A 14,184-nucleotide genomic window follows, 5' to 3' on the forward strand; every position below is an offset into this window, starting at 1 on the left:
GATTATGCACAACCCGTCCGCGCAAAATGGGTGGAAAGGTGACATCGAGCTGGTCGAAATCTGATAGCGAATACCGGTTACGGACCTCTCTGTGCCCTTCCTCCGGACTCGCTAAGCGTGCGGTGGAAGTGGAGCTCCGCTCGCCCGTGCCCGCAACCAGTCCGAGACGCGATAGTATCGCAACATGGCGGCCGGGGCGAACGACATGAAGAAGGGTGCGCGCCGGAGCGGTTCGAGCTTCAGCGACAGGTCTTTTTCAGGGACGCCCTTCGCCCATTCGCCGAGTATGCCGCCGAGCATGCTGCCGGTCGGCACGCCCCGACCGGACAGGCCAGTCAGCGCGACGACGCCCGGCGCGAGCTGGTAGAATCGCGGGATGGTGCGCTTCTGCATGTCCAGTTCACCGAACCAGAAATACTCCCATCTCAAGTCGCTGCTGATCTGCGGATGGAGCCAATGCAGACGGTCGGACATGAGGCGGTGTGTGAACGCCATGTCCCGGCCGCGCCGGCCCATAGGGAACATCGAGGCGACAATCCGTCCCTCGGTGTTGTACTTGTAGACGAAGATGTCGCCGCGGCCATCATGCATGGTGGCGTTGCGTGGCAGGACGGTTTGGCGTTCCGCGCCGGTCAGCGGCTGCGTCGCGGCGACGAACACCTTCTGGATCTTGTAGGTCCGGTCGAGGCCGGGCCAACCGTTAACGGTATAGGCGCCTGTCGCAAAGATGACCTTGTCCGCAACCACAATCCCTTCGCCCGAGTGCACTGCCCAGGCGCCGTCCTGCCGCACGACATCGCGGACAGGCGACTTGGTATGGATCGTGCCGCCCTCCTCGATGACGGCGCGCGCCAGCCCTCTTGCATAGCTCAAGGGATTGAGGTGACCAGCCTCGGAATGGAACCAGCCGCCATAATATCGCGGGCTGCCGGTCATCTCCTCGCTAGCCTGCCTGTCGAGCACCCACGTCCTGGCGCCAACTGCATTGTACTGCTGCGCCTTCGCCTCGAGCTTGGCGACGGCGCCTGGCGTAAGCGCGCCCATGACGTAGCCGTTCTGCTGCCATTCGCAATCGATGCCGTAACGCTTGATCATCCCCGCGACTTGTCTGTTGGCCCCTGTCTGCCGGGCGATCAGCCTTTCGGCCCACGGCTCGCCCAACATGGCACGCAGTTCGGGCAGGCTGTAATGCGTAAAGGTTGGCGTGCAGTGGCCGGCATTGCGTCCCGAGCCGCCGAACCCGATCTCCTGAGCTTCGAGAAGAACGACGCGTATGCCGTCGCGAGCGAGATCGAGCGCAGTCGTCAATCCGGTATAGCCACCGCCGACGATGCAGACGTCCGCCCTCGTGCGTCCTTGCAGCGGGTCGGTTTTTGGCGCCGGTTTTGCGGTCGCATACCAGAGCGAGACTTCAAACGGCGAAAACCTTGTCATGCCAGACGGCCTCACAGCATGTCGCTTCGCGCGTCGAGCGCATCGCGCAGGCCGTCGCCGATAAAATTGAAACTGGTGACCGCCAGTGTGATGGCGGCGCCAGGAACGATCGCCAGCCACGGCGCGCTATCGAGATACTGCTGGGCGCCGTTGAGCATGTTGCCCCAACTCGGCAGCGGCGGCTGGATGCCGTAGCCAAGGAAGCTGACATAGGCCTCAAGGAGAATGGCGCGGGCGACGGTAAGCGTGGCCGCGACGATGATCGGGCCGATCGCATTGGGCAGAAGCTCGCGAAACATGATGTGGCTGTTGCTGAGCCCGAGCATCCGGGCGGCGACCACGAAGTCGCGTTCGCGCAGGGAGCGCACTTCCGCCTCGACAATGCGGGCGATTTCCATCCAGCTCGTCGCCGCTATGATCAGGGTGATCATGATCGGGCTCGGCTTGATGAAGGCAGCCATCGCCAGCAGCAGGAAGATGTTGGGAAAGGACAGCATCGCGTCGACGAAACGCATCAGCACGGTGCCGATGCGGCCGCCGAAGAAGCCTGCCACAATCCCGAGCACGGTTCCGAAGACGGTGCTGAGGAGCATGGCAGCGAAACCGACCAGCAGCGAAACGCGACCAGCCATGAGAAGGCGCGCCGCGATGTCGCGTCCGAGCGGATCGGTGCCGAAGAAATGGTAGCCGGTGAACGGTGGGGAGAACCGTCCACGCAGGTCGATGTAAAGATCATCAAAGGGCAGGAGAAAGGGTCCGATGACGCAGGCGAGGACCAGTATGATGATCGTGGCTAAGCCAAACATCGCCAGCCGATGGCGGGCAAATCGGCGCACGGTGCGGCTGCGCCACCAGGGTTGCGTGGAGCGGGCGGGGAGGAGTAATTCCGACTGGCTCATTTTTTTGGTCCTCAGCTCAATCGAATGCGCGGATCGACGAATGCGACGGTGAGGTCGGCGGCCAGGTTACCGACCAGGACGAGAACCGCGGACATCATCAGCAGGCCCATCACCACGGGGTAGTCGCTGTAGCCGAGACTATCGAGGAACAGCCGTCCCATGCCGGGCCAGGTGAAGACGGTTTCCGTCACCAGGGCGCCACCCAGTATTGTCGGCAGCTGCAGCCCCATCAGCGTGATCATCGGAAGCAGCGCGTTTCCGAGGATGTGACGGATCAACACACGTCGGGGCCTCAGTCCCTTGGCCCGGGCAGTGCGGACGAAATCCTGATTGATGACGTCGAGCGTCGCGGTCCGCATGTAGCGGCTCCACACGGCGATATTGACCAGCGCAAGAACGATGCTCGGCATGATGAGATGGATCGCATAGTCACCGAGCGAGCCATCGCCGATCGTGTACATGTTGCCGGCCGGCAGCCACCTGAGCCGGAGCGAGAAGATGTAAATCGCGATCAACCCGAACCAGAAGGTCGGGATCGACAATGCCACCATCGCGCCGACCGTCGCAGCGTAGTCGAAGATCGAGTACCGTTTGAGCGCGCCCAGCACACCTATGCAGGTGCCGACGAAGATGGCGATCGCGGTCGATACGCCCATCAGCAGCAGTGTCGCGAGAAGGTGCTCCCAGATGATGTCGAGCACGGGCCTGCCGTCCCGGAAGGAACGTCCCCAGTCACCGCGAAGCAGATGCCCCAGCCAGTCGATGTACTGTACCGGAAGAGGTCGATCGAGACCCATTTGCGAGGCGATGCGATCGAGATCGGCCTGCGTCATTCCCGGCGTGAGGCTGAACTGCGAAAGCGGCCCACCCGGAGCGAGGTTCAGGACGGCAAAGCCAATCATCGAGACCAGCAGGAGCAGGACAAGACTTTGCCAGAAACGTCCCAGCAGATAGCGAAGCATGCCGGTTGCCTCCGTTTGCTGTCAGTCGGATACGGTTGCGCCAGGGCGCGCCTTAGAGCGACGCGCGTCCAATTGGACGCACAAAGTACGCTCTAACACCTTGAATCTACGGCGATGCAGGCCGAGCCGGTCATTGCCGGCCCGGCCCATTTCCGGAGCTATGACCAGTACCAGGTGGCTACGTCCCAGGAGTCGATGCGCACATTGATGTTCGGGACGACGCCTTCGACACCGGACTTGTGTCCGCGGACCGTCGCGTATTGGAATATCGGCAGGAATGGCAGGTCGTTGCGCACGGTCTCCTGGATTTTCAGGTAGGCTTGCTTGCGCTTTTCCGGCACGAATTCGACACCGCCGGCTTCGAGCAGCTTGTCCACCTCCGGGTTGGCGTACTGCCAGGTATTCTGGCCAGCGCCGCCCTTGGCCAGAATTGATTTCGAACTGAGGTAATCCGAAGTATTGGGGTCGGACCCTGTCAGGAAGTTGATGCCGACGACAACGGAATCGAATTGCGACTTCATCCAGTAGTCCCCCCACATGACCGCAGGCGGCAGGTTGGAGATCTCCACTTCGACACCGATGTCGCGATACGATTGCTGGATGAACTGCTGCGCCTGTTCGCGGATATGATTGCCCGCCGTGGTCGAGTTCTTGAACGAGAGGCGGACGCCATCCTTGACGCGAACACCGTCGCTGCCAGGGACCCAGCCGGCGTCGTCCAGCAATTTCTTCGCCTTGTCCAGATTGTATTCCTGCTTAGGCAGATCCGGATTGTAGTAGAAAGATTGCTGCGGCATGTAGGTTTCGGTGGGGGTTGGCAGTCCGTAGTAGAGGGCGTCGATGATCGTCTGCTTGTCCAGCGCATAGTACAGCGCTTGGCGAACGGCGAGTTCCTTGAACTGCGGGCGCTCCATATTGAAGCTGAGCGATTCGACGGTGGCGGCGGGAATGACGGCTACGGATGTTCCGCTCAACGCCTTGGCCTCCTCGTAATGGTCGGGCGTGATCCACTGCAGTCCGATGACATCGATGTCGCCGGTCTTGAACTGGGTGTAGAGAACCGTCAGGTCCGGAATGTATTTATAGATCAGCCGCTCGAGATAAGGGCCATCGCCAAAGTAGTCGGTATTGGCGGCCAGCTCGATATGATCGCCGGCCGTGCGCTCCACCCACTTGAACGGTCCGGTTCCGATGGGAGCATTGTTGAACGGCGCGGTATTCTTGTCCTCCGCCGCACCGAGCACATGTTTCGGGACGATGAAAGTCGCCGCCAGGATCGACGGATAGGGCGCGTAAGGCTCCTTCATCTTCCAGCTGATCTCGGTTGGCGAGACGACGGTCAAATCCTGGATAAGTTCGTGGCCGGCGCGCCTCCAGCTCAGAAATTTCGGGTCGACCAAGAGTTCGAGCGTGAACTTGACGTCCTCGGCCGTGAACGGCTTTCCGTCATGCCACTTGACGTCATCGCGCAGCTTTACGCGCCACTCAAGCCCGTCGGCCGAGATGCCGCCGTTTTCGACGGTCGGCACCTCCTTGGCGAGTGCGGGGTAGAAATTACCTTTCGGGTCGACGCCAAACAGCGGATCGAAGACGCTGAAGTGAATGCCCTCGTCGACCTCGATATGCACCAGGTGCGGATTGAAGACGGTGGGTTCCTGAGAAAAGCCGACGATCACCTGCCCCTTGGGCGCGCTCGGCGGGGTTGCGGCAAGGGCTTTGCCGGCCCCTGTCAGGTTGGGCATGGCGAGGCCGGCGGCGCCGGCGATTGCCATTCCAAGCGTCTGGCGACGCGTCGGCCGAAAGACTGTGCTGCTGCTTTGGTTTGACATTAGAATCTCCTTTTTGAAGTGTTCCACTTTTGCTGCGTCCCGCTCTCTTGTCGGAGCGGTTAGAATCCACTGATTGGCGCGACCTTCGATCCGTCCGAAAACCGCGACCATCTGAAGTCCGTCGGGTCGACGATCGGCGGCCGCCCCGTGACGATGTCTGCCATCAGCCTGCCTGCGGCCGGGCCGATGCCGAAGCCATGGCCCGAGAACCCAGTCGCGACATGGAAGCCGGGGACGGCATTGACCGCGGAAATGACGGGGACGGCGTCGGGCGTGACGTCGATATAGCCGGCCCAGCGCTGCGCGATCTCTGCCTTGTCCAGAACCGGAAATGCCTTGCGGGCGTTCGAAAGGATACGCTCGGAGCTTTTCTTCGACGGCTTGGGGTCGAGCACGCGGCAGTATTCGAAAGGACTGGCCTCATCCATTGCCCAACGGGTCGGCACTCTTGCCTCTTCGAGGAAACGGCTTCCGAGACGGAAATTCAGCGATCGCCATTCCATCTTCCAGGCCGGAAGGAAGTCGCGCGCGTACCGAAAGGAGTTCGGCACGATATCGACGACATTGGTGGTGCTGGAGGCGATGGTATATCCGCCATCCTGGCGCTTGCGCATGGCGAAATTGTTTGCCCATACGGCCTGTTCCGGCCCGTTCTCGACCGGCGTCGTGCGAAGGACCGTGTTCATGACCTTCAACTGAGGCAGATCAAGGTCAAGCGCTCCGCAAAATAGGTTCGACCAAGCGCCTCCGGCAAGGACGACTGCCTTGCAGGCAATGAAACCACGTTCTGTCACGACACCCGAGACGGCGCCGTTGGTTGTCTCCACGCCGCGCACCGCGCACTCCGTTAGAATGGCGGCGCCGCGCTCGCGCGCGGCTTCGGCAATCGCCGGGGCGGCCTTCTGCGGCTCGGCGCGGCCGTCGGCGGGTGTGTACAGCGCGCCTTTGACATCGAGATTGGAGCCGGGGAGGAGGTCACGCAATTCTCCCGCACCGATCATTCGCGACTCGAGCTGATAGCCTTCGAGATGACGTCCCCAGCGTTCGTGCCGGTCGTATTCCTTGTCGTTAGCGCAGGTGAACACGATTCCTGCACGCGTGTAGCCGGTATCCCGCCCCGTTCGTTCGGAGAGCCGCGTCCAGATGCGCAGTGCTTCCGCCATCAGCGGGACCTCGCGCGGATCTCGACGGGAGATGCGTACCCAGCCCCAGTTGCGGCTGGACTGCTCCTGGCCGATTCCGCCCTTTTCGCACAAAGCCACCCGCAAACCGCTTTCGGCGAGTTCCAGCGCCGTGGAGGCGCCGACGATGCCGCCGCCGATGACGACGCAGTCCACCTCCTTTGGCAGTTCAATATCTCCATGAACGGGGATGACGAACGGTCCGGGCATGCTCAGTAGAGCTCCTCGAGCTGGCAATTGATGGAAAATTCCGCGACGCTTGCATTATTGGGCAGATCGAGGAGCATCCCGATGCTCCGTGCGAGATCATCGGGATCGGTCATCAGTGCGTCGGCGCGATCGGTGATGCTGCGCGCCATATCGGTGGCGACGAATCCGGGGCAGACGGCCGTGGCTCGAATTCCGAGATCCCACCCCGCCTGCCGGATGCCGTGGGAAAGGGCGACGGCAGCAAACTTGGAGATCGAATAAGAGCCTGATGTCGCGGACTTGACCCGCTTGCCCGACAGCGAGGCGAGAATAATGACCCGGCCTGCTCGACTTGCCGCAAGCCAGTCCCATGACGCGCGCACCAGGCGGCGCGGAGCCTTCACGTTGATCTCGAACATCAGATCGAGATCGGTGTCGTCGACGTCGATGACCGACTTCGGAATCATGATGCCGGCACAGGCAATGACCGCGTCGATCCGACCGAAGCCATCGATGGTGCCGTCGACCCACGCCCGTTCGGCGTTGGCAGCCGCGGCTTCATAGGGGAATACGCGGACGCGCTCGCTGTCTGCCCAGTCAGGTTGCACCGGTTCACGCATGCCGAGCGACAGTGACCAGCCCGTTTCATACAAGTGCCGGGCGCAAGCCGCACCGATCCCGCGACTAGCACCCGACAGGAGCGCCACCCGCTGGGTGGCCTGCACTCGGCCCACTGCTGCCGGCTCCCTCATTGGCCGAGACCCACGGTGCGACGATAGACTCGCCGCAATATGTCGAGCAGACGCTTCTGGTCTTCTTCGGGCACACCGGCGAAGAAATCGCTGGATTGCTTGGTGGCGATCTTGCGAACCTTGCGGGCGAGGTCCGCTCCCTTTTCGGTGATATGGAGCTCCTGCGCGCGTCCGTCGTCCGCTGCGGCCTCCCGCGTCAGAAGATCGTGCTCGATCATCTGGTCGACCAGCCGGCCCATGGCTGAGCGATCGCGCATAATGAGCTGCGCGATGACCGAGGGCCGTATCCCCGGATGGCTGTCGACAAGAAGCAAGGTGGTGATCTTGCCGGTTCCCCGGGCGACATCGAGACCCTCCAGGCGGTCATCGAGATCACGAGAAAGGGCGATGTTGATGCTTCTGATATAGAAGCTCAACGTGTCTTCGAGGACATCGAGCCCTACCGTCTCGACGGTATGAGGAGGGCCTTTCTTCTTCTTCGGCAACGGACACTCTCCTGAGGCTTTCCTGGCAGCCTGCATCGAGATCACCGGCAGCCTTGAAAATCGAGGTTGCCGCGAGCCTTCAAAGGCATAGTTGAGCGGGTAGTGGACAATTGCAACTACTTTTGATGGACAAAAGCAACTATCTCCCCTGCAGGAAGGCCCGAGGTGCGCGCGTGCAGTTCGATCGAGACACGGCCTTGCGATCCGCGTCCTCTATCGGCGCCGTCATCGATGGATCGCGGGACGTTCTCGATCGCCGCCTAGGCGGCGGGGACCCATTCCTTGCCGGGAATGGCAGAGATGAGTTGCTGGGTATAGGCGTGACGCGGGGATCGGAATATCTGCCAAGGCGGGCCGGACTCCACGACTTCGCCGCGGTTCATGACCAGAATCTCGTCACAGATACGGCTTGCCACTCTCAGGTCGTGAGTGATGAAGATCATGGCGATCTTCATTTCCTCCTGGATATTGGCCAGCAGATCAAGAATCTGCGCCTGGATGGAGACGTCGAGGGCGGAGACCGCTTCGTCGGCGACCAGGACCTTGGGGTCCATCATCAGAGCCCGAGCGATGCCGATCCGCTGGCGCTGGCCGCCTGAAAATTCATGCGGAAACCGGTCGTAGGCACCCTCGTCGAGCCCGACCAGCCGAAGCAGCTTCAACGCTTTCGCGCGCGCTTCGCGAGCGGACAGGCCGTGCGCCATCGGGCCGACGGTGAGGATCTTGGCGATCGTCTGCCGCGGATTGAGCGAGGCGAATGGATCCTGGAAAATCATCTGAATATGCGGCCGCATCGGCCGGAACTCGGAAGCCGAAAGCGCCGCGATATCCTTGCCGTCGAACAGAATGCTGCCGCCATCGCTGTCCAGCAGCTTCAGGAGGACGCGGCCTAGCGACGATTTTCCCGAGCCGGACTCCCCGACGATCCCAAGTGTCCGACCTTGGCGGACTTCAAAGCTGACCTGCTTGACGGCGTGCACGATGCGCGAGCGTGAGAAGAACCCGATGCCTGGCCGGTAGGTCTTGTCGAGCTTCTGCACCTCCAGCACGACAGGCGCATCGCCGCGCGACTTCGTCTCATTCTCGATCATGTGTGGAACGGCGGCGATCAGTCGCCTGGTGTAGGGATGGCTAGGATTGCCGAGCACGTCGGAAGCGACGCCTTGCTCGACCATCGCGCCTTTCTCCATGACGATGACGCGATCGGCGATTTCTGCGACGACGCCAAAATCGTGCGTGATGAACATGACGCTCATGTTCTTTTCGCGCTGCAGCCGCCGGATTAACGCAAGGATCTGCGCCTGGGTGGTGACGTCGAGGGCCGTCGTCGGCTCGTCGGCGATCAGCAGATCGGGCCCGAGCGCGAGCGCCATGGCGATCATGACGCGCTGGCGCTGCCCGCCCGAGAGTTGGAACGGATACTGATGCCGCAGGACCTCGGGCTCCGGCAGGCCGACTTCGCCGAGCAGATCGACAACTGCCTTCGCGCGGGTCGCCGAAGTGCCTGCGTGGTGCGCTTCCATAACCTCCGCGACCTGCTGGCCGACGGTCATCAGCGGATTGAGCGCCGAAAGCGGATCCTGGAAGACGATGGAGACCGACCGGCCCCTGAGGCCGCGCAGGACGTCTTCCCGTGCGCTGGCCAGATCGTGACCCTTGAACCAGATGCTTCCCTGCGTGATCCGCACCGAAGATGGCAGCAGACCCATGATCGCATTTGCGGTGACGGACTTGCCGGAGCCGGATTCGCCGACGATGCAGAGCATCTCACCCTTCTTCATGTCGAAGGATATGTTTTCGACCGCGTTCTCACGCTCCATGTTCCTGGGCAGGCGGATAGTCAGATTTTGAACGAAGAGAACAGCTTCCTCGATCGGATCGCTTGTGGTCATTTCGCTCGGCAGCATTGCTTGGCCTTTCGAAGTCCAATGATCTGACGACGCATACTAGCCGCACGTCCTACCGTCAGCGCAAGCCCGCATTTTTGCGATAGGCACCGGTGTGTCTTGAGATCGCTCCGAAATCATAGTGATCTTATCCGGGGCGAAGCCGGCCATATCTCGATAATTTCGGACTGGCTTCCGCGACCGAACTGCTTCTGGATATTGCCGTTTATTGAACGGGGCCGGGGAGGCGAGGCCGGCCCGCGGCGAATGAAGCCGACTTGCGAATGGCATGTTCGACGCCGCGGAGTTCGGCCAATCCTTTGAGCCGACCGATGGCCGGATAGCCGGGCTGGGCCCCACGCGTCAGGTCGTCGAGGATATCCTGGCCATGGTCGGGGCGCATCGGGATGACTGCGTCCGGGCGCCCTTCCTTCTTGCGCCGCGCTTCCTCGTGGAGTAGCGCGGCCACCACCGCCACCATGTCGGTGTCGCCGGCAAGATGCTCATCCTCGTGGAACGAGCAGGGGATGCCGGCCGCTTCCTTGCGCACATTGCGCAAATGCGCGAAGTGGATTTTTGGCCCCATCCGCTCGATCATGCCCGGCAGATCATTATCCGGTCTCGCACCGAGTGATCCTGTGCACAGTGTCGCTCCGTTGGCCGGGCTGTCGACCGCGTCCAGAATGTACCTGTAGTCCGCTTCGGTCGACATGACGCGCGGCAGGCCCAGCAGCGGAAACGGCGGATCGTCAGGGTGGCAGCAGAGACGCAGGCCGAGGCGTTCGGCCGTAGGCACGACCTCCGCCAGGAAATCGACGAAGTGCCGGCGCAGGGTTGTTGCGTCGATGCGGTCATAACTTGACAGTTGCGCCGCGAGACCGTCGAGAGACGTGTCTTCGGTCGATCCGGGCAGACCGGAATTGACGCTTCTTGCCAGAACCTTGCGTGCAAAATCATCCATCTGCGCGTGTCGCCGCTCCGCCTCGGAGGCGATCTCCGGCGTGTAATCGCCGAGCGCCCCTTGGCGCTTCAGGATATGGATGTCGAATGCGGCGAAGTCGACCAGATCGAAGCGCATGGTGGTGCCGCCATGCGGCAGGCGCCAGGCGAGGTCGGTGCGGGTCCAGTCGAGCACGGGCATGAAATTGTAGCAGATGACCGAAATGCCGGCCCGCGCCAGGTTTTCCAACGATGTCCTGTAGTTGGCAATATGGCTGCGCCACTCGCCGACCTGCGTCTTGATCGCTTCGGAAACCGGCAGGCTCTCGACGATCTCCCAATTCAGATCGCTTGCGCTTCCATCCGGCAAAGATGCGACTTCGTGCTGACGGTTTTGGATTTCGGCGGGTAGCCAGACGGCGCCGTAAGGAACGTGGTGAAGGGCCGAGACGATGCCTTGCGCACCGGCTTGACGCGCGTCCGCGATCGTCACCTTGTCGACTGGGCCGAACCAACGCCAAACATGTCTCATTCGAACACTCCGTTAGAAAAGAATCGCCATGCGGCTACGCGCTCGCGTTTCCCGCCGCGGTGGGATCCGCTGCTCCTCTTTCATCGGCTGTTATCAGATTCCGATGCGTCTGACACCCTTCCTGCTCGGGCCTGTGCCGGCCAACGGCGATGCACCGATGCTGACCGGTCGACACGAATGGCGATGCCGGCATTGACCTGCATCAAAGAGCGTCAGCGAAATTCCTGGCTAGAGCAGCGCTTCGTATAGATCGCCGATCTTTTCAACTTCGAAATCCGCTGCCCTGCTCTCCAGGAGGGCAGGGGAAGTGGGGTGGTCCAGCATCTCAGCCATCGCTGCTGCCAGGGCCGCGACATCGCCGACCGGCACCAAGGCGCCAAAACGACCGTCACCCAGAATCTCGCGCGGGCCATGTGGTGCATCTGTGGAGACTACGGGGACACCACCAGCCATGGCCTCGACCAACACATTGCCAAAGCCCTCGCTCGTCGAGGAAAGCACGAACAGATCGGCTGCGGCATAACAGGCCGCGGGATCATTGACGTAGCCAGCAAAGAGCACATCGGCGCCTATGCCAAGTTCTTGGGCATAGGTGCGCAACTCGTCGGCCAGTGGACCTTCACCGAAGATGGCAAGTCGAACGCGGCGACCGGCGCGCAGGATAGCGAAGGCTTGGAGCAAAGTCCGATGATCCTTGACCGGCACCAGGCGCCCGGCGGTGGCAATGACCGGGCCATCGCCCATCGCCGCCAGCTTTGCCTGCCAGGCATAGGAATCTTCCTGGGGCGCCGCAGCCGGCGGCAGCGGGTTGTTAATGACGACAACCTTGGATTTGGGGAAGCCGCGGGCCGCAATATCGCGGCCGACGCCCACTGAGACGGCGATGGCTTTGGTTGCGCGCGCTGCAACCAGCGCGGAAAGCCAGACCGCTATTCTCGCGCCGAGGCTGCCGGAAGGCAGGGAGGCCGCTGCGTGGAAGCTTGGAAAGAACCTCGCTCGGCTTCGCGCCAGGAGAAGCGCCAGCGTCACGACCAGATTGGCAAATTCCGGGGCGCTATAGACCGCATGGGGCCCAAGGCGGTCGAACAAACGCGCGCTTCGCACGATGCCTTTCAGCGTCGCCCACTTGCCGTAGCCCTCGCCCCGGATAGGAAGGTCGAAATCGACCAGGTGCACGGCGGGGGAGCGCAGCGCGGCGTTAGGTCCTTCCGCGTTCCAGGTAAAAAGTGTGACATCGTGCCCACGGGACGCCAATTCGTTTGCCATGAGGACGAAGACACGCTCGGCGCCGCCGCCCCTGAGACTGGCAATGTGAAAAACAATGCGCTTCGCCATGCCTGGATTCAGGCTTGGCTGACGCCAATGCCTGATCGGTTCGGCGGCTGGCGCACGTCGCGCACGATGCCCATGGCTAAGGCGAGCAGCATGCCTAGAGCAAAGCCGGCAAATGCCCCCAGGCCTGCCATCAGGGGGGTGCGGGGTGGCCACGAGCGCCCGTTTGGCGGTACTGCGGTGGAAATCACCTGCACGTTCGTGGTGTCGATCTGCTCGCGCTCGGTGATTTGGCGCGCGCGAGACAGGAAGCTTTCATAGATCGTCCTTCTCGATGCGGCATCCCGTTCAAGCTCACGTAGGGCGACTTGGGACTCGCTGTCGGTGAAAACATTGCTCTTCAGATCGTTCATCTTGGCGCTGAGGGAAGCCAACGAAGCGTTGGCCTTATCCAGGTTGGCTTTTGCCGTGCCGACCGTGCGGGCGAACTCTGCCCTAAGTTGAGAACTGACGGTTTCGAATTCTGTCCTGAGCCTGACAATCGTCGGGTGGCGCGGACCAAAGGTCATGGACTGTGAATCGATTTGCTGCCGCAGGCCGTTTTCCTTGTCGCGCAGCGCTGCGAGTGCTGCCGAATCCGCGGGGTCAGGATTGGCTCCATTGACACCAGAGGCAATCAAGGCGTCGTAACTTGCCTGCGCAGCGATGACGCGCGATTGCGCCTCTCCAATTTCGCTATTGAGCTGCGTCATCGTTTGCGAACTGACGAGCTGGCCATTGCTGGAGGACAGGTTGTGGGCGCGCCTGTAGCTCTCGACCTTCTCTTCGGCCGCTTGCACGTCGCGCTTGAGTTGGCCGAGCCGGCCGTCAAGAGCAGCTGCGGCACGGCTGGCACCAGCAGCTTCGGCCTTGGCCAGTTCTTCCTGGAAAGCTTTCACTATGGCTTGCGAGATCAGGATCGCCTTGCCGGTGGTTTCCGCCGACACCGAGAGGGTCGTGACGAACGACGTTTCATCTGCAGTGACATCGACCCGCTCCGCCAGGCTCTTCTGGGCGACAAGCTTCGGATCGGACTTGCCGCCACTCGCTCCAACACCAGACGTGGAGGCACTCTGGTCCGGGTCGAAAAACTCCGGATCGTTGGCTAGACCGAGTTCGTCCACCACACGTGCAAGCACGTTGCCCGAGGTCAAGATGCGCTGCTTGCTGCGCGCGTTGAGAATTTGGCTATCGACCTGGCCCGGTTGCGAGTAGAGGTCGTTTTCCACAACCTGCAAATTGGCAGGATTGATGAGGATTTCCGTTGCAACGGTATAACGCTGTTTGCTCAGCAGCCCATAGGCGGCGCCGATGACGCCGCCGGCCACTGCCAGCATGCAGGCCACGGCGAGCCCGGCACGCAGCCAGACAAACAGGCGTCGAAAATCGAGCTCAAGGAAATCGCCGATCTTATCAAGCGTCACCGTCGGGACAGGCTCGGGCGTGTGCGGAGTGACAGGGGCGGAGGTGCGTGCCATGACTGGGGCATCCTGTTGCAGCCTTGCCCTGCTGGCGCGCCGCGCATTGGCGATCCGCTCGAGTGCGCTGATGTCGGAATCCGCCACAGAGGGAAGGGGTGTGTCGGAAGCGGCGGACATGGTGCTAACTCTGGTTATTCGCTATGCGGGCCAGCACTACAGAAAGATCGTTAACATCTCATTTTCCAAGTTGGCATATTTTGCCTATTCACGCGCCGCGGCCGTTCGGCGGTCCCTTGAATGGATCTCGTTGGTCAGAATGCCGTTTGAATACCGCCACTTGGATGGGCCATGAGCTATCCCGCTG

The 14,184-nt window shown here is 61.7% G+C and carries 11 protein-coding genes; all 11 read right to left on the reverse strand.

The window, feature by feature from the left end; all coding sequences use genetic code 11:
- Positions 1-111: 111 nt before the first annotated feature.
- Positions 112-1,434, reverse strand: coding sequence for an FAD-binding oxidoreductase (locus tag EJ075_RS20185; protein ID WP_126105467.1), 1,323 nt, complete (start codon positions 1,432-1,434; stop codon positions 112-114).
- A gap of 11 nt (positions 1,435-1,445) precedes the next feature.
- Positions 1,446-2,333, reverse strand: a complete 888-nt coding sequence (locus EJ075_RS20190) for an ABC transporter permease (protein ID WP_126105468.1) — start codon at positions 2,331-2,333, stop codon at positions 1,446-1,448.
- Between the two features lie 11 nt (positions 2,334-2,344).
- Positions 2,345-3,295 (reverse strand): ABC transporter permease, encoded by a 951-nt coding sequence (locus tag EJ075_RS20195; protein WP_126105469.1) that lies wholly within the window; start codon positions 3,293-3,295, stop codon positions 2,345-2,347.
- 158 nt (positions 3,296-3,453) lie between these two features.
- Positions 3,454-5,124 carry a peptide ABC transporter substrate-binding protein gene (locus EJ075_RS20200; protein ID WP_126105470.1) on the reverse strand — a complete coding sequence of 557 codons (1,671 nt, stop codon included), beginning with the start codon at positions 5,122-5,124 and terminating at the stop codon, positions 3,454-3,456.
- Positions 5,125-5,183: 59 nt separating this feature from the next.
- Positions 5,184-6,515 carry an FAD-binding oxidoreductase gene (locus tag EJ075_RS20205; protein WP_126105471.1) on the reverse strand — a complete coding sequence of 444 codons (1,332 nt, stop codon included), beginning with the start codon at positions 6,513-6,515 and terminating at the stop codon, positions 5,184-5,186.
- A 2-nt stretch (positions 6,516-6,517) separates the two neighbouring features.
- Positions 6,518-7,219 carry an SDR family NAD(P)-dependent oxidoreductase gene (locus EJ075_RS20210; RefSeq protein WP_245457963.1) on the reverse strand — a complete coding sequence of 234 codons (702 nt, stop codon included), beginning with the start codon at positions 7,217-7,219 and terminating at the stop codon, positions 6,518-6,520.
- Positions 7,220-7,242: 23 nt separating this feature from the next.
- Positions 7,243-7,731, reverse strand: coding sequence for a MarR family winged helix-turn-helix transcriptional regulator (locus tag EJ075_RS20215; RefSeq protein WP_128241370.1), 489 nt, complete (start codon positions 7,729-7,731; stop codon positions 7,243-7,245).
- Between the two features lie 260 nt (positions 7,732-7,991).
- Complete coding sequence (locus EJ075_RS20220) at positions 7,992-9,623, reverse strand: ABC transporter ATP-binding protein (protein ID WP_126105474.1); 1,632 nt, start codon at positions 9,621-9,623, stop codon at positions 7,992-7,994.
- A 220-nt stretch (positions 9,624-9,843) separates the two neighbouring features.
- On the reverse strand, positions 9,844-11,088 hold the full coding sequence (uxuA, locus tag EJ075_RS20225) for a mannonate dehydratase (protein WP_126105475.1): 1,245 nt from the start codon (positions 11,086-11,088) through the stop codon (positions 9,844-9,846).
- Between the two features lie 228 nt (positions 11,089-11,316).
- Positions 11,317-12,423 carry a glycosyltransferase gene (locus tag EJ075_RS20230; protein WP_126105476.1) on the reverse strand — a complete coding sequence of 369 codons (1,107 nt, stop codon included), beginning with the start codon at positions 12,421-12,423 and terminating at the stop codon, positions 11,317-11,319.
- An 8-nt stretch (positions 12,424-12,431) separates the two neighbouring features.
- Positions 12,432-13,997 (reverse strand): GumC family protein, encoded by a 1,566-nt coding sequence (locus EJ075_RS20235; protein ID WP_126105477.1) that lies wholly within the window; start codon positions 13,995-13,997, stop codon positions 12,432-12,434.
- Between the last annotated feature and the right edge of the window lie 187 nt (positions 13,998-14,184).

Source organism: Mesorhizobium sp. M6A.T.Cr.TU.016.01.1.1 (assembly GCF_003952585.1).
GTDB classification, from domain to species: domain Bacteria; phylum Pseudomonadota; class Alphaproteobacteria; order Rhizobiales; family Rhizobiaceae; genus Mesorhizobium; species Mesorhizobium mediterraneum.